The 23599-nt window shown below is 43.5% G+C and carries 8 protein-coding genes; all 8 read left to right on the top strand.

Features of this window, described 5'->3' with window-relative positions; genetic code table 11:
* Positions 1-7 precede the first annotated feature (7 nt).
* The 8 genes from ACWHAR_RS07020 (at position 8) to lpdA (ending at position 23573) form a co-directional block, all read left to right on the top strand.
* Positions 8-5722, top strand: a complete 5715-nt coding sequence (locus ACWHAR_RS07020; RefSeq protein WP_032874777.1) for a type I polyketide synthase — start codon at positions 8-10, stop codon at positions 5720-5722.
* Positions 5722-13110: a type I polyketide synthase gene (locus ACWHAR_RS07015; protein WP_032874779.1), complete on the top strand. Its 7389-nt coding sequence runs from the start codon at positions 5722-5724 to the stop codon at positions 13108-13110. The genes ACWHAR_RS07020 and ACWHAR_RS07015 overlap by 1 nt, the downstream gene beginning before the upstream one ends.
* A gap of 50 nt (positions 13111-13160) precedes the next feature.
* Positions 13161-17012: an alpha/beta fold hydrolase gene (locus tag ACWHAR_RS07010; RefSeq protein ID WP_032874781.1), complete on the top strand. Its 3852-nt coding sequence runs from the start codon at positions 13161-13163 to the stop codon at positions 17010-17012.
* Between the two features lie 32 nt (positions 17013-17044).
* The gene (locus tag ACWHAR_RS07005; RefSeq protein WP_032874783.1) at positions 17045-18136 is read left to right on the top strand and encodes a serine hydrolase domain-containing protein; all 1092 of its coding nucleotides are present in this window, start codon (positions 17045-17047) and stop codon (positions 18134-18136) included.
* Positions 18137-18606: 470 nt separating this feature from the next.
* Positions 18607-19722, top strand: a complete 1116-nt coding sequence (gene pdhA / locus ACWHAR_RS07000; RefSeq protein ID WP_007611171.1) for a pyruvate dehydrogenase (acetyl-transferring) E1 component subunit alpha — start codon at positions 18607-18609, stop codon at positions 19720-19722.
* A 3-nt stretch (positions 19723-19725) separates the two neighbouring features.
* Positions 19726-20703, top strand: coding sequence for a pyruvate dehydrogenase complex E1 component subunit beta (pdhB, locus tag ACWHAR_RS06995; protein ID WP_003154528.1), 978 nt, complete (start codon positions 19726-19728; stop codon positions 20701-20703).
* A gap of 124 nt (positions 20704-20827) precedes the next feature.
* Positions 20828-22156, top strand: coding sequence for a pyruvate dehydrogenase complex dihydrolipoyllysine-residue acetyltransferase (gene pdhC / locus ACWHAR_RS06990; protein ID WP_007611173.1), 1329 nt, complete (start codon positions 20828-20830; stop codon positions 22154-22156).
* A 4-nt stretch (positions 22157-22160) separates the two neighbouring features.
* Complete coding sequence (gene lpdA / locus ACWHAR_RS06985) at positions 22161-23573, top strand: dihydrolipoyl dehydrogenase (protein WP_007409663.1); 1413 nt, start codon at positions 22161-22163, stop codon at positions 23571-23573.
* Positions 23574-23599: the final 26 nt, after the last annotated feature.

The following is a 23599-nucleotide window of genomic DNA, read 5'->3' as shown; positions in this document are numbered from 1 at the left end:
GAGACAGGTGGCCAGTAATCAAAACTATCAGTTCACATTAACAATTAAACATACGGACTATATTGTCAGGGATCACCGGGTGCATGGCACCCGGATTATACCCGGTGTCACATTTTTAGATATGATATACCGTATGGCGCTGAGCAAAGGTTTGCCTATTGAAGAACTCGAGTGTCAGAATATTTTGTATTTGGAACCTGTAGCAACATCGGATACCTTTGACAGAGAAATCCGCATCCGTTTTCAGGGATTGGAACAGGGATGGGAAATTCAGGCGAAGAGCAGAAAGGTAAAAGATGACCGCATTCTGGATGAAAGCTGGGATGAGAATATGAACTGCAGGCTCATGCCGAAAATCCCGGAAAGCATGAGTTCAATCAATATTGATGAAATTAAACATGCCTCCGCCCGTGAAGCTGATATGGAGATATGTTATGACTATTTAAAAAAGGTTGATATAGAGCATTTTGAATTTATGAAGAGTCTGGGGAAGGTTTATGCGTCTGACCATTCTGTACTTGCAGAGTTGACGCTCAGCCAAATTGCCAATCAATATACCGGCTATTTTCAATTGCATCCCACTTTTCTTGACGCGTCTACCATCATATCGATCCTTTATCAGGCATGTCCCGAATATTTTACACAAGGATCTCCGGCAAGCCGGATGAAAACGTATATTCCCATTCATATTGAATCTTTCCGTATGACGAAGCGCCTGGAAGACAGGTGTTATGTGTACATAGAGAAGCAAGACCAAAATCATGATTCAGCAGGGGATGTCATCCAAGTAAGTTACGGTTTGTACGATGCACACGGGGAGATGATCGCTTATTTTACGCGGCTGTCTGTGAAACATATTCGCTCAAAAGATTTAATTGAAAACCTGAAGCAGACTCGTTTGGAAACTGAAGCGGCTTCTCAGCCAAAAGACAGCCTGATCAGAAAAGATTCAATCATAAATCGAAGCGAAAGCATCGAGACACATCTTAAAGAATTAATATCCGGGGTTTCAAATATAGATCTGCGTGACATAAGGACAGACATTGGTTTTTATGAACAGGGCCTGGATTCAGCTTCTTTGCTTGCCATTGTCAAAGAACTTGAAAACAAAACAGGGGAACAGCTGTATCCTACACTCCTGTTTGAGCAGAAAACGATCCGGGAACTCGCCGCGTATATTAAAGAAAATCAAAAAATGTCCAGTTATTTCTTAACGCAAAATCAACCGGCTGAAAAGCCTGACATGAAAGAAAGTAAGAACGAAAATCTTTCCGCTCTTATAACAGAAGGAGACATTCAGCAGCTGATCGCAGATATCAAAGGGACTGCCCCTGAAACACTCTCTGTCGTAAAAGGTTTTTATGAACAAGGCCTCGATTCCGTAACACTTATGCAAGCCGTAAAGGCATTGGAAGAGAAAACAGGCAGGGAACTGTACCCTACTTTATTGTTTGAGTATCCGACGATTCAAAAACTTGCAAACTATTTTGCAGAGAGCGGCGAAAAAACTTCCGTTGAAAAAGACCTCCCTCTTCATCATGGAGAGAATCATACGGCTCTGACCTATTTAACGCCGCATTGGAGACAAAAGGCTGCCGCTTGGGACCCGCATTGCGGAAATAAAAAGAAAAGAACATACCTGCTGTTTCAATATGACAGAGAGCTTTTTCATTTTATGCGGGAAAATGCTGAAAATGGATTCGGAAATACACAGATCATTCTCGTTTTATCAGGGAATCGTTTCTCCTATCACGGAGACGGTGTTTATGAGATAGATCACAGGGAGGAAGCTCACTTTGACAGGCTTGCAGCTGATCTGAAAAAAAGGGGGCAAATGCCCGACACCGTGGTTTACGGGTGGCCGGAAGGGTCATTTGCCGGCCCGGAAAAAATAAATGAACAGCTTTCTAAAGGGGCTTACCCGCTATTCTTTTTCAGCCGGGCATTGATGCGCAGCAAGGCGGAAAAAAAGGTTGTATCGCTTTTCCTTTATCCGGCGGACCATAAAAATGATCAGCCGCTTTACGCTTCAGTCCATGGCGCAGGGCAGTCTATTTTGCTTGAGAACCCGAAACTGGTCCTTAAGACAATCGGGATATCAGTTTCAGACAAGTCATCGTTGCCGGATCTCACAGCTGAAATCATCAGATGCGAATCAACTGAAGCGCATCCGGGAGAAACCGATCTTTATTATGAAGGAAATGTGCGCTGGGTCCGTGCCTTACGGGAAGCGGAACCGGTTCAAAACTCAGGTTTCTCCTTTAAAGAAAACGGAGTATACATGATTACAGGAGGGGCCGGCGGCTTAGGCTTTATATTTGCAGAACATATCGCAGCCCAAACGAAAGCCAATATTATTTTAGCGGGCCGTTCTGAACTTACGGAAGACAAAAAGAACAAAATCAGCCGAATGAAAGCAGGCGGTTCTTCGGTTCAATATATAAGAGGTGATTTTTCAGATAGCCGCGATGCAGAGCGAATCATAAAAACCATTAAAAGGCAATTCGGAGAAATCAACGGTGTGATACACAGTGCCGGTGTGACGCACGACGCTTTATTGATTCAAAAATCAAAAGATGAAATCCAGGAAGTGATCGCTCCGAAAATAAATGGGGCGGTCTTATTGGACAGCTTGCTGCAAACCGAACCTTTGGACTTCTTTGTGATGTTTTCATCAAGCACCTCGATGTACGGGAATATCGGACAGACGGATTACGCATTGGCCAACCGGTTCATCGATCTTTTCGCTGAGTGGCGTGAAGGAATGAGGCGGAAAAAAGAACGCTCCGGCGTCTCAGTAGCCATCGGCTGGCCGCTATGGGAAGACGGCGGCATGAAAGTGGATAAACAAACTGAAAAATGGATGAAACAAAAAATCGGTATGGTTCCTCTTAGTAAAACCAATGGGATCAAAGCTTTTCAAGATTCACTCTCTCTGAACGCATCACAGCTGATCGTGTTTGAAGGTGACAAAGAAAAATTGAAATCTGCACTTCAAGATACCTTCATGGAGGATGAAAGCCGTGAGATCCAAATAAATGAAACAGCTGATACAAGGCATGAGGACATTGCCATTATCGGATTAAGCGGGAAGTATCCGATGGCTGAAGACTTACCTGAATTTTGGGAGAATTTAAAGAACGGAAAAGATTGTATTACAGAAATCCCGCCTGACCGCTGGAATATGGATGATTTCTTCAGCGAAGACAGAGATATGAAAGGGAAGTCTTACAGCAAGTGGGGAGGTTTTATCAGCGGAGCCGATCAATTTGATCCGCTTTTCTTTCATATTTCCCCAAGGGAAGCAGAACTTATGGATCCCCAGGAAAGGCTCTTTTTAGAAACGGCCAAAAATTGTTTTGAAGACTCAGGGTACCCGAGAAACATGCTGGAAAAGATCAAAGTCGGTGTATTTGTCGGTGCAATGTGGGGCCAATATCAACTATTTGAAGGAGAAGAAAATGGAGTGGCTTTCTCGCCGGCATCCGTCTATTCTTCAATTGCCAATCGGGTGTCTTATTATTTTCATTTAAAAGGTCCGAGTTTGGCTCTGGATACAATGTGCTCTTCATCACTGACCTCTATTCATTATGCATGCCAAAGCATACATTGCGGAGAGAGCGATATGGCATTAGCCGGCGGAGTGAATTTGTCAATACATCCGAATAAATATAAGTTCCTCAGCATGGGACAGTTTCTATCAAGTGACGGCAGATGCCGGAGTTTTGGAAAAGACGGAAGCGGTTATGTTCCCGGTGAGGGAGTCGGAGCCGTATTGTTAAAACCATTGAAAAAAGCAATAGAAGATCAAGATCAAATATACGGTGTGATTAAGGGAAGCGCCGTTAATCACGGAGGAAAGACGAGCGGGTATTCCATACCGAATCCGGATGCGCAGGCGGAGGTCATTTCAGAAGCGCTTCGTAAAGCTGACATTGATCCGAATACCGTCAATTATATTGAAGCGCATGGAACGGGTACGTCATTAGGCGATCCGATTGAAATTCAAGGACTGAAAGATTCCTATCAACTGAATCATCCTTGCGCCATCGGTTCGGTGAAATCAAATATCGGACATTTAGAATCTGCGGCAGGAATCGCTGCGGTAACGAAAGTGCTTCTCCAAATGAAGAATAAGCAGCTTGTTCCTTCTCTGCATTCCGATATTGTTAATCCGTTTATAGATTTTGAGCAGGTTCCTTTTCAAGTGCAGCGGAAAGCGGCTGAATGGAATATTCCGCAAAACAGCAATGCTGTTCATCCTTTGAGAGCCGGGGTAAGCGCTTTTGGAGCAGGAGGGACAAACGCGCATCTTATATTGGAAGCGTATGAGCCGCCAAACGCTTTTGATCATCAAAGCGGCCGAGTGATCTTTGTTTTATCGGCTCAAGACAAACAACGGCTGATAAAATATGCGAAGGTTATGGCTGATTTTCTATCAGAAAATGAATCGAAGGATAACAATCATAAACTGCGTCTTCAGGATATTGCCTATACACTTCAGACGGGACGCGATCATATGGAAGAACGGCTGGCGATAGTGGCAGATTCCGGGCAGGTCATTGCTGAAGAGCTCTCAGCTTATATCAGGGGTGAAAAAAGCAGCTTGAGCCATACCGGTAATACATTCGAATCAGAAGTTCACAATGAAATGCCTCACGTTTGTTCAGATTACGCCGAAGCAGCATCCAAATGGGTAAATGGAAGAAAGATAGATTGGGAGACTTTTGAGGTGAATCGGAATGCTCGCAGGATTTCTATTCCGGGACAACCGCTGATCAAACAGCGGTATTGGATAGCGGAAAAAGGGGACGCACTTGTTTCAGCGGATGTGAGTAAGCCGGGTCACCCTTTCTTGGGGAGTAACACGTCCGATTTTAATCAGTTCAGTTTCACGAAAAAAATCAGCCGTAATCATCCGTTTGCACTAAGTCTATCTGAAGGAAACGTGTCCTTTTTCCCTTATGCATCTTTGGCTGAAATGGCTATCGTCAATGCAGCGGAGGCATTTGGACAACCAGTTCATACATTGACTGATTTATTGTGGACCGAAAGCATGAACGGAATGACTGATATACGGGAACTGATGATTACGCTGACGCCTGAGCGCGGCTTTGCGCGATTTGACATATATGCAAACACAAAAAGTGAGAATAAAGTACGTCTTGCCAAGGGAAATGCGCATATTGTTAAGCCTGAAAGCGGTATGCTTCCTGAAGCGCTTGATATTGCTGAAGTCAAATCAGAAATGACTGAACATCCTGCTGAATCGCCTTTTGTCATTGAATCAGCGAAAAACAGTGACGGAATGCTGTCGCTTCATTCATTGCCGGATGAGCTTTATGCAAAAAGAGAGAATTTTATGATCTCTCCTGAAGCGCTTGAGTCCGCAATTCATGCCAGTGCGTTTTTTGTCAGCGGAGAAACCTTCCCGGAATTGATCGGAATGGGAGCGGCGGATGTCTATCAGCCTCTCGCTCAAAATTTTTATGTCTATACTCAAAAAGAGAACCGGCAGAACAGCCGTGATGTAACGTGTCGTATGACATTTACAGATGAAAACGGAAGCATTCTGGCAGAGTGCAGAGATGTGAGATTCAGATATGGTCATAAAAAAGGCACTGTTCAGACGGACGACGAACTCATTCGTCTCCTGCGTCAATTGGAAACCAATGATATTGATCAGAAGGCTGTATTGAAACAATTAATGGGGGAAGAATGATGAACGGAAAACGTGAACAAATCAGCGATATTCTTGATCTGATTCAATCAGGACAGATATCGGCTGACGAAGGCTATGCCCGTGTGACATCCATTCAGAATCAAAAATCACGGGCATCGAACCATCCGCTTTTTTATTACAAGCCGGAATGGACAGAATCGTTCATTCCGAATAAGAAGAGCGCACCCTTGACGGGGTTGCTCCTGATTTTTGCAGAAAATGAACGGCAAATACAAGAATTGAGCGGTTTGTTTAAGGACTGTACTCTCTTGTTTGTTATCCGCGGAAAAGAATTTGCTGTTTTACATGATGATACGATTTGTATGAACCACGTGAAAAAAGACGATTATCTAAAGCTGTTCCGATACATCCATGATCATTATCAGCTGCTCGAAAAGATTCTTCACTTGTGGTCTGATTCTCAGGCTGACATGAGTAAGGGAGGTATACAGAAACAATTGGAAAACGGATTGTTTTCTCTTCTGTATATTACACAGGCGCTGATTGAACTAAAATGGAAAAAGATAATAAAGCTGACGCATATTTTTCAAACTGAGAATAAAGAACAACTGCCGCTGCATCATGCTCTCGGCGGATTGGTGAAAACCGTTCACCAGGAACATCCCAATTTTCACTATCAGATTATCAATATCACGCAATCAGAGGGTGCGGGAGCCGCTCTTCCAGCAATAGCGGATATATATCAGAGAGAGTGTGACGAAAAACGGGATATCCATTTTGAAGTGCGCTATGAAAACGGCAGACGTTTTACGAAAAGCTATAATAAAGCCGGCTCATTCGATTTAACCCAGCCGCTGAAACATCATGGGAATTATCTGATTACAGGAGGCCTGGGCGGTCTCGGTTATATATTGGCAAAACATCTGTCGGAAAAATGGAAAGCGAATCTCATATTGACGGGGCGCTCTGATTTAACTGAAGAGCAGGAGAAAAAGATCGAATATTTAAGAAGTTCAGGTTCAACAGTTGAATATATCCGATCTGATGTTTCAAAACAAAGTGATGCTGAACGGATGTTTGCTTTTGCAAAAGAGCAGTTCGGCACCTTACATGGAGTATTTCACAGTGCCGGCGTACTCCGTGACTCTTTTATCTTAAGAAAGACAAAAGAAGAAATTGATCAAGTCACAGGTTCGAAAGTTTATGGCACGTTGTGGCTGGCGGAAGAAATCAGAAAAATGAAAGTTGAATTACTTGTCTTGTTTTCATCCACATCGGCAGTCTTCGGCTCAGCCGGCCAATGTGACTATGCTTTCGCCAATGCCTGTTTGGATCAGTATGCAGCAGTTATGACGGCAAAAGAGTCTGCCGGAAGGGTAGTGTCAGTCAATTGGCCGCTATGGACTTCCGGCGGGATGAATATTGACGATGAAGGAATATCCTACATGAAACAGGAACTCGGTCTTGACCCGTTAGATGACGGTGACGGAATACAGGCCCTGGAGAACAGCTTGTGTCAACCATCTGAACAGCTGATTGCCCTGAAAGGCCGAAAAGAAAAGATTGAGGATGTGCTGAAGCGTGCCGGCATAATCAGCTTTCATTCAGACCAGCAGGAAGATGCCGATTTGAAAAACGATGAATTAAGACAAAATATCATCAGTTATCTGAAAAATATAATGTCCGAAGAATTGAAATTACCTGCCTCACTCATAGATGAAAAACAATACCTGGAGAAATACGGCATTGATTCAGTGATGATCATGCGTCTGACCAAAAAGCTGGAGCAAAGTATCGGCAGATTGTCGAAAACATTGTTTTTTGAATATCATTCAATATCGCAGTTAGCCGAATATTTCCTGAGTCATCACAGCGAACGAATGATGAAACTGCTGAACCCGGCCGGCACACCTGAACTTGTCTCAGATCAAAAAAAGCAAAAAAGAAAACCAGTGGAAACAAAAGCGCCGGTACGCTCTGAAGAAGAAGATTCAAAAGAGCACATTGCGGCCGATCCCCTTTCTGCTGATATAGCCATTATCGGTGTCAGCGGCAGATACCCGGGTGCGGAAAACATCAGGGAGTTCCAAAATGTGCTGATGAATGGACAGGATTGCGTAAGCGAAATTCCTGATGACCGGAAGGAAATGCTGGAGGGAAGCTGCTATAAGTGGGGAGGTTTTCTGAAAAATCCAGATCGGTTTGATCCTTTATTTTTCCGGATATCACCGAAAGAAGCGGCTTTTCTTGATCCTCAGGAACGTCTCTATTTAGAGACAGTGTACAATACCATAGAGGATGCGGGTTATAAACCTTCAGATCTGACCCGCAAAAAGGTCGGAGTTTTTGCAGGCGTCACATATGGAAGCTATCAATTTTTCGGCGTTGAAGAATCACTTAAAGGAAATGAACTGGCCGTCGGGTCTCCATTTTCTGCAATAGCAAACAGAATATCATATTTCTTTAACTTTAAGGGGCCGAGTATGGCGGTTGATACAATGTGTTCATCCTCTCTTAACGCCATTCACTTAGCCTGTGAAAGTATACGAAGAGGAGAAAGCACACTTGCTGTTGCGGGCGGGGTCAATCTTACGCTTCATCCGAATAAATATACATTATTAAATCAAAGCCGCTTCTTTGCAAGTGATGGCCGATGCCGTACATTCGGCGAGGGCGGTGACGGTTATGTACCGGGAGAAGGAGTGGGATCCGTACTTTTAAAGCCGGCGGCGGAAGCGGTAAGGGACGGAGATCATATTTATGCGCTGATTAAAGCGACAGCGGTCAATCACGGAGGGAGAACAAACGGTTTTACGGTTCCTAATCCGAATGGTCAGTCTGAACTGATACAGGACGCGCTTCAGAAAGCTTGTATTGATCCTCGTACAATTAGTTATATTGAAGCTCACGGAACGGGAACTTCTCTGGGAGACCCGATTGAGATCACCGGGTTAACAAAAGCGTTTCGGGAATTTACGGAGCACGCTCAATATTGTTCAATCGGTTCTGTCAAATCAAATATCGGCCATCTTGAGGCCGCAGCGGGAATTGCCGGTTTGACAAAGGTTCTTTTGCAAATGAAACTGAAAAAACTGTTTCCTTCCATACATGCGGAGACGTTGAATCCAAATATTGATTTTAAAGCATCTCCCTTTTATGTACAGCGGTCATTGCAAGACTGGAAGAAACCGAAACTGCAGGAAAACGGAAAAACAGTAACTGTTCCGAGAAGAGCGGGGATCAGCTCATTCGGAGCGGGAGGAACGAATGTTCATATCATTATAGAAGAATATGAAGAAACAAACGTCACAACAGAACATGTTGAGAATGAACCGCATATTGTCCTGTTATCTGCCAAAGACAATGAACGTCTTCTTGAGTATGCCGAAAACATGAGAGATTTTATCCAACGTTCACTAAGTTCTGAAGTAAAGGATAAACAGCCTGATATGAAAGAAAAGGTGAATGAAGTACTCAAACCGTTTGTTTCGGAATTGCTTCATATCCATCCGGAAGAAATTAATATTGCTGATCACCTGAGTGAATTTGGCGTAGGGCCTTTGGAATTAAGCCGGATGGCGGATTTTATTAACGAAATGTTTCATATTGAACTCACGATGTATGAATTAACTGATTGCCCCTCCATTCAAGCGGTTACTGAATACTTATTGAAGGAATATGCCGGAGCGATAAGAAACATGTTCCCGAATGAAGTGATGGAAGCCGGCCAATCGGAAAGCGTCGTTTTACGGGATCTGGCATACACTACACAATCGGGCAGAGAAGCGATGGAGGCCAGAGCAGCGATTACCGGTACCTCTCTTAAAGAAATGAAAGATAAATTATTTGAGTTTTGCCGCGGTGACAAGCAAGTTCCAGGCGTATATGTTAATCAGCAATCAGCAGATGCATTTGCTGAAAAAATGAAGGCGTTAACGGAAGGCAGAGCAGGTGAATTGTTTGTAAAGACCATTATTGAGAACGGTGAAGCGGAAAAGCTGGCTCAATTATGGGTTTGGGGGGCGGATATCGACTGGAAATCCGTTCATCAACATTTACAGCAGCCGGGTAAACGGATCTCAATTCCGACTTATCCGTTTGCGAAAGAACGTTATTGGGTTCCGTCCAGGACTGAGAAGGCAGAGATCCCTCAGCATTCTTTTCAACATTACTTGCAAAAAAAATGGAGGGAGAATCCGTTTGTAAATCCATCCGAAACAAAAGAGTACGGACTGACAGTAGCATTTGTAAATCAAGACACAGAATCAATTGCCCGCACCATTTGTTCGGATATAGATCAGGAGAATCTGATTGTCATAAAACATCACTCTTCATTTATAAAACACTCTGATCAAATGTTTGAGTGTTCTTTATTAGATGAAAACCACGCATACGACGTTATCCGTGAGATCTTCTCGGGCGGTGAGCGGCAGGTCGAAAATATATTTGATTTCTCAGATATCGGAAACCAGAGTGAAAATCAGAACGGCATCCCATATGGTAAATTCTTATTTATACAAGAAATAATTAAGAGGAGTAAAAAGGAAACACCATTATCCATTTTACAAATCACCAATGGCTTGCAGGTATTTAAAGCGGAAAAACCAAAGCTGACGGGGGCAGAATCAGCGGCTTTTCTGAAAGCCCTTTCTGCGGAATACGGCTTTGTTCATGTGAAAACAATAGATATAGACAGCATGAAAGAAAAAGAAACGCATGAGCTGAAACAAATCTTTGAGAATGAAAGGGCGCAATGTACCGGAGAGAATGAAGTATGCTACCGCAGCGGCGTCAGATATGTTCCGTATTTTGAAGAAGAAAGAATCCATACTGGCGAGCCTGTTTCATTTCCTGCGGATAAAGCCATCGTGATTACCGGCGGGACAGGGGGCATTGGCAAAGCAATAGCTGAAGATTTGGTGAAACGGGGAGTGAAAAAACTCGTGCTGACGGGTACGCGTCCATTACCTTTGCGAAGTGAATGGGATCATTTGCTGAAAGAGGGCAGACAGGACGAAAAGACAGTCAGCAATATAAAACTGTTTCAAAGTTTTGAAGAGAAAGGTGTCAACTATCTGTATTACAGCGGTTCTCTCACAAATGAAGAGAAGCTGCGTTCATTCTTTCACCAAGTAAGCCTTGAATTTAAAGATATAAGCGGTGTCATACACTGTGCCGGACTGCACAGCGGCGGAAATCCGGCCTTTATTCATAAAAGAATGAGTGAATTTAAGACGGTGTACGGGCCGAAAGTCACTGGACTTCAGAATTTGGAGCGGATTTTTAATAATAGGCCGCTGGATTTCTTTATTCTATTTTCATCAATTGCTGCACAGTCACCCAAACTGTCGAAAGGAATGACTGATTACGCGTCTGCAAACGCATATATGGACTATTTTGCGGCTTATCATTTTCAAAAGGGGAGAACGTATTTCACGTCCATCAATTGGCCGAGCTGGAAAGAAGTCGGAATGGGTACTGTGACGAGTCCTTTATATGATGAATTGGGATTGGACTCTCTTTCCACACGGGAAGGACTGGCGATTTTGTATCATGCACTGGAGAGAAAATCGGCCAATATCATTCCTATCGTGAAAAAAGGAACAGTGTTTCATGCAGACAGTCTCCTGAACATCAATAAAACCGGCGGAGCTTCGGTTCCAGTCCGAAGACAGGAGACGCCCGACACTTTTGATCGTTCAGAAGGGCTTGTCAGTGAACTTTCTGCCGTATTTGCCGAGGAATTGAGCATTCCCCTTGAAAAGCTTAACCCAAATACGGATTTTCAGGAATACGGTGTGGATTCTATACTTCTTGTCAGCATTATACATCGTATAGAAGCAATGATTCAGAAAAAAATTGACCCTACTGTGCTTCTTGAACACAACACGATTCATGGTCTTGCGGAATATATCGGTAAGACGGCGCCGCCGTTGAAAAAACAAATCGAACAGACTGATTCTCAAAGCAGCAATCAGCAAGATATGCAGTCTGTGACGAGCCGAAATACAGAACCGCAGATGGCTTCCTCTGCAAAGATAGCTGTTATCGGAATCGGATGTAAGTTCCCTGGAGCGGCTGATAAAGAGGAATTTTGGGACAATCTGAGAAAAGGGAAGAATCATATTAAAGAAGTACCTGATTCCCGGTGGAATATAGAAGAAAATTACTCTCCGGTGCAGCAAAAGGGAAAAAGCATCAGCAAATGGGGAGGGTTTATCAATGGAATCGGCAGCTTCGATCCGGAGTATTTCCGCATGGAAGAGGAGAAAGCCATCCAAACGGACCCGCTGATAAGACATTTCTTAGAAACGAGTGTACAGACTGTACGGGATGCCGGTTATGAAGAAACGGAATTATCGGGAAAAAAAGTCGGCGTATTTGTCGGTTCCAGAATGGGCGGCTACGGTCACAAACTGCCGAAAGAAAGCAGCAGCCACATCGTCGGGCTTAGTCAAAACTTTATTGCTTCACATGTGTCGCATTTCTTTAATTTTCACGGTCCAAGCATGGTTTCTGATACCGCTTGTTCTTCTTCATTAGTCAGCATTCATTTAGCCTGCCAAAGCATAAAAAACGGTGATTCAGAGATGGCGCTGGCAGGAGGGGCGGATCTGCTTTTGGATGAAATTCCTTACCTGATGTTAACAGAAGGAGGAGCCCTTTCGCCGGACGGTCAGTGTTTTACTTTTGATGAAAGGGCAAACGGCTTTGTACCCGGAGAGGGTTTTGGCGCTGTTCTGTTAAAACCGCTGGAGAAAGCGAAAGCTGACGGAGATCGGATATACGGTATCATTGAAGCATCAGCTATTAATAACGACGGTGCGACAATGGGAATTACGACCCCGAATCCTAAGCTTCAAGAGCAGGTTATTCAAGATGCATTTGAAAAAGCCGATATCACTCCCGGATCAGTCAGCTACGTCGAAACTCACGGCACAGGCACGATGATTGGAGATCCGATTGAGCTTCAGGCTCTGACAAAAGTATTCCGAAGAGACACAAACAAAACGCAATTTTGCGGAGTAGGAAGTGTAAAAACCAATATCGGACACTTATTAAGCGCTGCCGGAGCGGCAAGTTTCATTAAAGTGATTTTATCAATATGGCATAAGGAAATTCCGCCTACATTGAATTGTGAAACGCCAAATCCCCGCTTTGAATTTGAAAAGTCGCCTTTTTATCCGAATACAGAGCTGAGAAGCTGGAAGGATGGAAAACGGAGGGCGGGCATCAGCGCTTTCGGTTTTGGCGGAACAAACGCCCACCTTTTGGTAAGCGGCCTGGATGATTCATATCATTCCGTCAGAACTCCGCTGCCGCCTGCCGAGTTTGTCAGAAAAGAGTACTGGCCGGATTCAAATCGGAAAAAACAAATCAAACAAAATAAAAAACGGCTTCTTGAAATTATTGATGAAACAGAGTAGCACCTGCTCTGTTTCTTTACTTTGTAAAAGAAGAAAGGTTGTCGAGTTGCATGAGGTTCAGCGTATTAGTCAAACATGACGATTATATTGTTTCAGACCATGTCCTTCATCAAGTGCGTACGATACCCGGCGTAACGTATCTGGATTTAATAACACGATTTTTAGCTGAGAAAGGGATATCGCCCCGAAGTTTTGAAATCAAACATGTTTTATTCCGTGAACCTGTTGCGACGTCAGTCCATTTTGATAAAAAAGTCAGCTTCCAGTTTACGGAACAAGAAAACGGCTGGCTTGTTGAAACAACAAGCAGGAAATGGGTCGCTGAAAAGGCGGAAGGTGAAGCGTCAGTCAACTTGCAGGCGGAAATCATAAGAAAAAATGCGATAAACGAAAAGACAATTTCAATCGAAGAATTAAAGAAAGGGGCCGTCCGGACTACGGATGCTGAATCCGCCTATCGTAATTTGCGCAGGGGCGGCCTGATTCATAAAGATTTTATGAAATTGGAAGGTACAGTATATGAAGGTGAAAATTATATTCTGGGAGAGGTCAGTTTAAGCGGACTTTCAAAAGAATATACAGATGACTTTTACATGCATCCCGCATTTTTGGATGGGTCTCTCAGCTTGTTGGGAATCCTTACATCAGACTTGCCAGCTGAAGGAACAAATGCGTTTATCCCTATATATATTGAGACGTTCCGGGCACTGCATAAAACAACTGGGTCTTGTTTTGTGTATATTGATAAAAACAGTATAATGCAGCCGCCTTCTAAAGACATTTTATATGCGGACATAGAAGTATACAGACCTGATGGGGTGCTTGCTTTTTATTATGAGCGATTCGGTGTGAAAAGAGTCAGAAATGAAAAATCAATACAAAGGCTGGAGCATTCCCAAAAAGCTAAAGAGGTCGGCAGCGCAACGAACAGTAAAGAAATGATCAGAAATAATTTGATCCAAGAGATAGCCGGCATGATTGAAAAACCTGCTGAAACAGTGAAGAATGATATTTCCTTTTACGAGATGGGCTTGGATTCTAAACAATTATTAGACTTATCCAAAAAATTAGAACTGATGTTAGATACAAAGCTGTACCCGACTTTATTATTTGATTACTCCACAATCGGTGAATTGACGGAATATCTGCAGGAGAAATACGGAGCCGACATTACAGACTCTATCTCTGTTACAGTTTTGCACCAAGAAAGTCATAAAACATTAACAGATGAGCTGTCATCCATTATTGGAGAGGTTACAAACACACCGCCAAATAAAGCGGACAAACACCAATCTTTTTACGAACTGGGTCTTGACTCAAAACAGCTGCTGCATATATCGAAAATTCTCGAGGAAAGATTGGATACACAATTGTATCCGACATTGCTTTTTGATTATAACAATATTCATGATTTAGCGGCTTATTTAGAAGAAAAATATGATGTGCGTAATACGCCGGCCGCAGCTTTTAAAGAAAAAACGCAAACGAAAGAGCCGTCTGAAAAGCCGATGCTTGAATCTTTGTATTTACAAAAAGAATGGATAGAATCGCCATTAAAGTCCGGAGAAGTCCCTAAGGAAAATACATTGATTTTCGATTTCGACAGTTCATTGAGTGATGAAATCCGAAAGTACATCGGCAGTGAAAATGTTATTTATGCGGAAGCCGCCGATGAATATGAAATGGTAAATGAAAAGCATTATAAATTTAATCCGGAGCAGTCTGCTCATTACACCAGACTGTTAGAAGATATGAAAAAGTCCGGAGCGTTTTCGTCGTCAATCATTCATTACCTGTCAAAAAAAGCTTATACTGAAGCAGCGTTAGATCTGACTCACAGCTTTTATTCAATTCTTTATTTGAGCAAAGCTTTGATCCATCAAAAAGTAAAAGAAAACATCAACATTCTGTATGTACATGACAAGGGTCAATATACAAATCCGGTTTACGCCGCGATTGGAGGCTTTTTTAAAACGCTGAATGCGGAGCAGCCGAATATAAAGTGTAAACCGGTTGAGATTTCTTCAAGACAAGCCATTGAAAAAGCACCTTTGCTTCTCAATGAATTAAGTGCCGGACATCATCAGGCTGTGAAATATGACGGCGATCAAAAAAGGTGGGTGACAGCATATAAAGACGCTTCGCTGCAACCAGGGCAAAAGGCCGCAAAGTTTGCAAAAAACGGGGTGTATCTCATCATCGGAGGGTTAAGCGGCATCGGCTGGATTATTTCAGCGTTTCTTTATGCAAATCACAGAGCCAGCGTTATCATTGCCGGACGATCGAAAATGACAGCAGACATGGAAGAAAAATTAGACAGCATCCGATATGACGGGGCAAGCATTTCTTATATTCAGGCTGACATGTCAGATAAGCAGCAGGTCATCAAGTTAGCGGAAAAAATTCATGCTGATTATTCCGAAATCAACGGGGTCATTTACAGTGCAGGCGTGTTAAAAGACTCTCTCATTATGAATAAAACAGACGCGGAAGCTCAAGCGGTGCTGCAATCAAAGGTCAATGGTGTGATTCATTTGGATGAAGCGCTCAGAGATATGCCTTTAGACTTTTTTGTTTTGTTTTCTTCCATCTCCTCAGAAATCGGAAGTCTGGGTCAAGCCGATTACGCCTACGCCAATCGTTTTCTGGAGCATTTTGCCGAGTGGAGGGAATGTATGAGAAAGGCGGGGGGAAGATCAGGAAAAACCATCGCTGTAAATTGGCCTTTCTGGAAAGACGGAGGCATGTCAGTTGATCCCGGCATTCAAGATATTATGAAAATGGAGTACGGGCTTCACCCATTGGAAAATACTGCCGGAATCAAAGCGTTTGAACACTCGCTTCTCGGCCAAGGCCACCAGCTGATCGTGTTATACGGAGAAAAAGAAAAAATACAAAACGATTTCAAGCCGTTATCCGCCCGTTCAGCACCGCCTCTAGTAAGAGATTCAGCGCTTGCAGCCGATTTTGATGCTTCGTCAATCGTTACGGAAAAAGCTGAAAGTCCTTTCCGAATACTCGGCACGGCTTCCAATCGTCATCTCGACGATTATTTGCATTATTGGAGCAGACTGAAGAAAGGAGCCCTTCAGCACGATCAAAGCGATGCCGCAAAAAAACTCATCGCTTTTTACCAGACAGAAGAAACGGAAACCGTTCATTTTCTGGCAAACACAGAAAATGCCCGGCATATGGAAATATTGATGAGCGGTAAGGGCGAAACAATTTTACTGATTTGCGGTTTTGCTACCACTGCTTACATGTGGAAAGAACAAATGAAGGAATGGGCAGATCAATTTAATGTCATTGTCATACACACACCGGGTTACGGGCTGAGTGAGGGGAGCGCCGATTTTACACTGAGCGGGCTGGCTCAGACTTTTATCGAAGTGCTGAACGAGATAGGGGTTGCTTGGCCGATCCACATTGCGGCAGCTTCTTGGGGAGGCATGATAGGGCAGAGGATAGCCTATGAATACCCTGAAAAAGTAAAAACACTCATTCTTTCCGGAAGTTACACCGAATACGAAGAAGACCCTGAAAGCAGTGTCGAGGAAAAACTGAAAAATGATTTTATAGCTATAGGAAAATCGCATGAATATGAAAGTTTATACAGTAATCAATTCTTAAATGCTTCTATTGAACGTTTTATGAAGATACATCAACAAGAAGGCTATTCTACGATCGGCTTTTTAAAAGACATTCATACAAGAACGCTTATCCTTACAGGTGAGAAGGAAAGCGTAGTTGATCAGAAAGAAACAAAAAGGCTGCGGAAACTGCTGAGCAATGCAGAATTAAAGAAAATTAAGGGAGCGGGGCATCTTCCGAACCTCACACATCCGGAAGAATTTAATAAAGCGGTGTCAGAATTCATCAAGAAATCGGTAAGTAAAGGATGAAAACGATACATACAGTACAGGGGGAGAAAACAATGAAACAAACAATAAGCAATCCGGCATTTGATATGAAACAAATTAACGCTCTTAACAGCCATTATCAGACGATGATAGACAATGGAGTTCTGCAATGTGCGAGTTATATGATGTCAAGAGGAGGTGAGGTTTTTGCAGCTGAGTCGTTAGGGGAATTTACCGGCGGACAAAAAGAAAAGCAAACATTTCAGCTTGATACAATCAGAGAAATCGGTTCTTTGACAAAAGTGTTTACCGCTGTAGCCGTCATGCAGCTCGTCGAAAAAGGTTTGCTCGATCTGAAAATGCCGGTCAAGCTCATTTTGCCTGCGTTTGATAAACCGGGTTTCGAAGAAATTAAAATTTTGCACCTTTTGACTCATACGGCGGGACTAAGTTTTGAGCTGGATATTCAAAAGGCTGAAGGCATTGACTTAACGAATGAGGAAGAATGGATAAACTATCTCGTCAGTACGCCTTTGGAGTACGGAGCGGATGAAGCGTGGAACTATTCCAGAACCGGTTTTGTTATACTTGGCATCATTATTTCAAAAGTAACAGGCGTATCCTACGAACAGTATGTAACAAAGCATATTATTGAAACGCTAGGATTAGAAAGAACGTATTTTTATGTGCCTGATGCTTTAAAAGAAGAAGTTTGTGTGATCAATGAGCACGAGTGCGTACAGCTGGAAAAAAGTCATCACCCGTATTTTCCGAATAAAGCGACAAGCGGTCTGTACTCTTCGTTGCGAGATATTTGGAAGTTAGCTGAAATGTTTAGAAATAAAGGCAGATTGAAAGATAAGAAGCTGCTTGGAAGAAAAACAGTCGAGGCGATGCTGAGAAATCAAATAAAGCCCGGTCTTCCTTTTTACTTCTTCGGAGCGCCCAGAGAGGAAGGCGGCTTTGGTTTAGGCATTAATTTGTGGCCGGCCGGTGACCATTATTTCATGACAGAAGGAACCTTCTCACATCTTGGAATGGGTTGGTGCGGCATGTTTTCTGATCCAGCCGAAGATTTTACGTATGTATTTTTCACTCCGATTTCCGAGTTTCATCCTCATGCCGTGCTGACGCCGCTGAATATCGTGTGGGCAGGTATTGAATAATTAGACAAAAGCATCGTCCCGTCTGTTCGGCAGGCGGGACGATTGCTAACTGCCCGTTTTTATCCCGCGGCATCTTTTCAAAGCCCGCCCCTAAGTTAAATAACTTAATTTACTCTTTGTAATTTTTTTTAATTATAGTACAGTAGAGCATTTTTATAATACAGTTCAAAGTCTTTTATAGTACAGTTTGGCGCAATATGATCTTAAGTTTTATAAGCGGTTTCAAAATGAGGTTATAAATGATTGACGGCTTTGTTTAATTACTGTAAACTATGGTTGTTGATCATATTGTACTAATAAAAAATCTTTTTTTATTAGTACAGTTTAAACGTCATTATCTTTGCTTAAGCGCTATGTGAATTTCTGAATGATTAATTTTAGAATTGCAGAGCATGATAAGACTGTTTTTAATACGGATGGCTAAACGGTATCCTAACCCTGTTAAATCAAAAGAAGAGGTGGTTTAAAAAATGGCTGCAAAGACAAAAACTTCAATTGTTGATAGCAAAAAACAATTTGATGCTATTCATAAGCAGTTTGAAACGTTCCAAATTTTAAATGCTGAAGGTGAAGTCGTAAATAAAGACGCAATGCCTGATCTTTCAGATGATCAGTTAAAGGAATTAATGAGAAGAATGGTGTATATCCGCATTTTAGACCAGCGTTCAATTTCTCTTTCCCGTCAAGGACGTTTAGGTTTCTATGCACCGACAGCGGGCCAGGAAGCTTCTCAAATTGCATCACACTTCGCGCTTGAACAGGACGATTTTATCCTTCCGGGTTATCGTGACGTTCCTCAGCTGATTTGGCACGGTCTTCCTTTACATCAGGCATTCCTGTTCTCAAGAGGCCATTTTAAAGGTAATCAGATGCCTGAGGGAGTAAATGCTTTATCACCTCAAATTATTATTGGTGCTCAAATTATTCAAACCGCAGGTGTAGCTTTAGGGCTTAAAAAGCGCGGTAAAAAAGCGGTAGCTATTACTTACACTGGTGACGGCGGAGCTTCTCAAGGTGACTTCTATGAAGGAATGAACTTTGCCGGAGCATTTAAAGCGCCAGCGATCTTCGTTGTTCAGAATAACCGCTATGCGATTTCAACTCCTGTAGAAAAGCAATCATCTGCACAGACAATTGCCCAAAAAGCAGTTGCCGTCGGTATTACAGGTGTTCAAGTAGACGGAATGGATGCACTAGCCGTTTATGCTGCAACCGCAGAAGCACGCCAGCGCGCAATTAACGGTGAAGGTCCGACTCTGATTGAAACTCTTACATTCCGTTACGGACCTCATACAATGTCCGGTGACGATCCGACTAAATATCGTACGAAAGAAATAGAAAATGAATGGGAGCAAAAAGACCCGCTCGTACGTTTCCGCAAGTTCTTGGAAAACAAAGGACTATGGTCTGAAGAAGAAGAGAACAAAGTGATTGAACAGGCCAAAGAAGAAATCAAACAAGCTATCAAAAAGGCTGACGGCGAATCAAAACCGAAAGTAACAGAGCTGATTGAGAATATGTTTGAAGAGCCGACGTTCAACTTGAAAGAACAACTTGAAATTTACAAAGCGAAGGAGTCGAAGTAAGCCATGGCGCAAATGACAATGATTCAAGCAATCACTGATGCGTTACGCACAGAACTGAAAAACAATGAAAACGTTCTGCTTTTCGGGGAAGATGTAGGCGTTGCCGGAGGCGTATTCCGTGCAACTGAAGGCCTTCAAAAAGAATTCGGTGAGGACCGCGTATTTGACACGCCGCTTGCTGAATCCGGTATCGGCGGTCTCGCTCTCGGTTTAGGCCTGCAAGATTACCGTCCTGTTATGGAAATCCAATTCTTCGGATTCGTATATGAAGTAATGGATTCAATCTCAGGACAAATGGCTCGTCTCCGCTACCGTTCCGGCGGACGCTGGACTTCTCCGGTGACAATCCGTTCTCCATTCGGCGGAGGGGTTCATACACCTGAACTTCACGCTGACAGTTTGGAAGGCCTTATCGCTCAGCAGCCGGGTATTAAAGTTGTTATCCCTTCCACTCCTTACGATGCAAAAGGACTGCTGATTGCCTCTATCAGAGACAATGATCCGGTTGTTTTCTTAGAGCATATGAAACTTTACCGTTCTTTCCGTCAGGAAGTTCCTGAGGAGGAATACACAATCGAGCTTGGCAAAGCTGATGTGAAACGCGAAGGTACTGACCTTTCTATCATCACATACGGCGCGATGGTTCATGAGTCGCTTAAGGCTGCTGAGGAGCTTGAAAAAGAAGGCGTTTCTGCTGAAGTTATCGACCTTCGCACTGTAAGTCCGCTTGATATTGATACGATTATTGCTTCTGTTGAAAAAACAGGCCGCGCAATTGTCGTGCAAGAAGCTCAAAAACAAGCCGGCATCGCTGCCAACGTTGTAGCTGAAATCAATGACCGCGCGATTCTGAGCCTGGAAGCTCCGGTTCTGCGTGTTGCGGCGCCTGATACAGTATTTCCTTTCTCGCTTGCTGAGAGCGTATGGCTTCCAAACCATAAAGACGTTCTTGAAACTGCGAAAAAAGTTCTTGAATTTTAATCAGGCATCATAAAAGACGGTAAAGAGAGTCCTTTTCTCTTATTATGAAGGAGTCTGTTTACTAGGTTCAATGCTTGCGTATGCATAACTAAAATTTGCTTAATCAACTAGGAGGTCGAAAACTGTGGCATTTGAATTTAAACTTCCGGATATCGGGGAAGGTATCCACGAAGGCGAAATCGTAAAATGGTTTGTTAAGCCGAACGACGAGGTAGAAGAAGACGATGTTCTGGCTGAAGTGCAAAATGATAAAGCAGTGGTAGAAATTCCTTCACCTGTTAAAGGAAAAGTATTAGAATTAAAAGTTGAAGAGGGAACAGTTGCAACTGTTGGACAAACGATTATTACGTTTGACGCACCTGGTTACGAAGATCTTCAATTTAAAGGAAGCCATGATTCAGGAGATGCGAAAACTGAAGCTCAAGTTCAGTCGTCTGCTGAAGCAGGGCAGGATATCTCTAAAGAAGAGACTCCTAAAGAGCCTGCAAAAGAAACCGGCGCAGGACAGCAGGACCAAGCGGAAGCTGATCCGAACAAACGCGTGATCGCGATGCCTTCCGTACGCAAATATGCCCGTGAAAAAGGCGTGGATATCCGTAAAGTAACAGGTTCAGGCAATAACGGACGTGTTGTAAAAGAAGATATCGACAGCTTTGCAAATGGAGGAGCGGCTCAAGAAGCGGCACCGCAAGAAACAGCTGCACCTCAGGAAACAGCTAAACCTGCAGCGGCTCAGGCTCCTGAAGGCGAATTCCCTGAAACACGCGAAAAAATGAGCGGTATCCGTAAAGCGATCGCGAAAGCAATGGTGAACTCTAAGCATACTGCACCGCACGTAACTCTTATGGATGAAGTTGACGTAACAAATCTTGTTGCTCACCGCAAACAGTTCAAACAAGTTGCTGCTGATCAAGGCATCAAGCTGACTTATCTGCCTTACGTCGTCAAAGCATTAACATCCGCTTTGAAAAAATTCCCTGTTTTAAACACATCTATTGATGATAAAACAGATGAAGTGATCCAAAAACATTACTTCAACATCGGAATTGCAGCGGATACCGAAAAAGGCCTGCTTGTGCCGGTAGTGAAAAATGCCGACCGTAAAGCCGTTTTCGAAATCTCTGATGAAATCAACAGCCTTGCTACAAAAGCGCGTGAAGGCAAGCTTGCACCTGCGGAAATGAAAGGCGCTTCTTGCACGATCACAAATATCGGTTCTGCCGGAGGCCAATGGTTCACACCGGTTATCAACCACCCAGAGGTTGCGATTCTCGGTATCGGCCGTATTGCTGAAAAAGCGATCGTCCGTGACGGTGAAATTGTAGCTGCTCCTGTCTTAGCTCTTTCTCTCAGCTTTGACCACCGTATGATTGACGGAGCAACTGCACAAAATGCGTTAAACCACATCAAGCGTTTACTGAACGATCCACAACTTATTTTAATGGAGGCGTAATGTTATGGTAGTAGGAGATTTCCCTATTGAAACAGATACTCTTGTGATTGGTGCGGGACCCGGCGGCTATGTAGCTGCCATCCGCGCTGCTCAGCTTGGACAAAAAGTAACAGTCGTTGAAAAAGCAACTCTTGGAGGCGTTTGTCTGAACGTCGGCTGTATTCCTTCAAAAGCGCTCATCAATGCAGGCCATCGTTACGAGAATGCAAAACATTCAGATGACATGGGAATCACTGCTGAGAACGTAACGGTTGACTTTACAAAAGTCCAAGAATGGAAAGCTTCTGTTGTAAATAAGCTTACCGGCGGTGTTGCAGGTCTTTTAAAAGGAAATAAAGTGGACGTTATAAAAGGGGAAGCTTATTTCGTAGACAGCAACTCTGTCCGTGTAATGGATGAGAACTCTGCGCAAACATACACATTTAAAAACGCAATCATTGCTACCGGTTCTCGCCCTATCGAATTGCCAAACTTCAAATATAGCGAACGCGTTCTGAACTCTACAGGCGCACTTGCGCTTAAAGAAATTCCGAAAAAGCTCGTTGTTATCGGCGGCGGATATATCGGTACTGAGCTTGGAACAGCGTATGCGAACTTCGGAACTGAATTGGTTATTTTAGAAGGCGGAGATGAAATTCTTCCTGGCTTCGAAAAACAAATGAGTTCTCTCGTTACCCGCAGACTGAAGAAAAAAGGCAACGTTGAAATCCATACAAGCGCCATGGCTAAAGGCGTTGAGGAAAGACCTGACGGCGTAACAGTTACATTCGAAGTAAAAGGCGAAGAAAAAACGGTTGATGCTGATTACGTATTAATCACTGTCGGACGCCGTCCGAACACTGATGAGCTCGGCCTTGAGCAAGTCGGTATCGAAATGACTGACCGCGGTGTCATTAAAACAGACAAGCAGTGCCGCACAAACGTACCGAACATTTACGCAATCGGTGACATCATTGACGGACCTCCATTGGCTCACAAAGCGTCTTACGAAGGTAAAATCGCTGCGGAAGCTATTTCAGGAGAGCCGGCTGAAATCGATTACCTCGGTATTCCGGCGGTTGTATTCTCTGAGCCTGAACTGGCTTCTGTCGGTTACACTGAAGCACAGGCGAAAGAAGAAGGCATTGAAGTCGTTGCAGCTAAGTTCCCGTTTGCAGCGAACGGACGTGCGCTGTCTCTTAACGAAACTGACGGCTTCATGAAGCTGATCACTCGTAAAGAAGACGGTCTTGTAATCGGTGCGCAAATTGCCGGCGCAAGCGCTTCTGACATGATTTCTGAATTGAGTCTGGCGATCGAAGGCGGAATGACTGCTGAAGATATCGCAATGACAATTCACGCTCACCCGACATTGGGCGAAATCACTATGGAAGCTGCCGAAGTAGCAATCGGAAGCCCGATCCATATCGTAAAATAATAATGTAACAAAGAAACAGCCCCCGT

The sequence above is a fragment of the Bacillus sp. LR--39 genome (assembly GCF_053613335.1).
The sequence above is the reverse complement of the archived record's forward strand: the minus strand, read 5'-3'. Positions and strand labels throughout refer to the sequence as shown.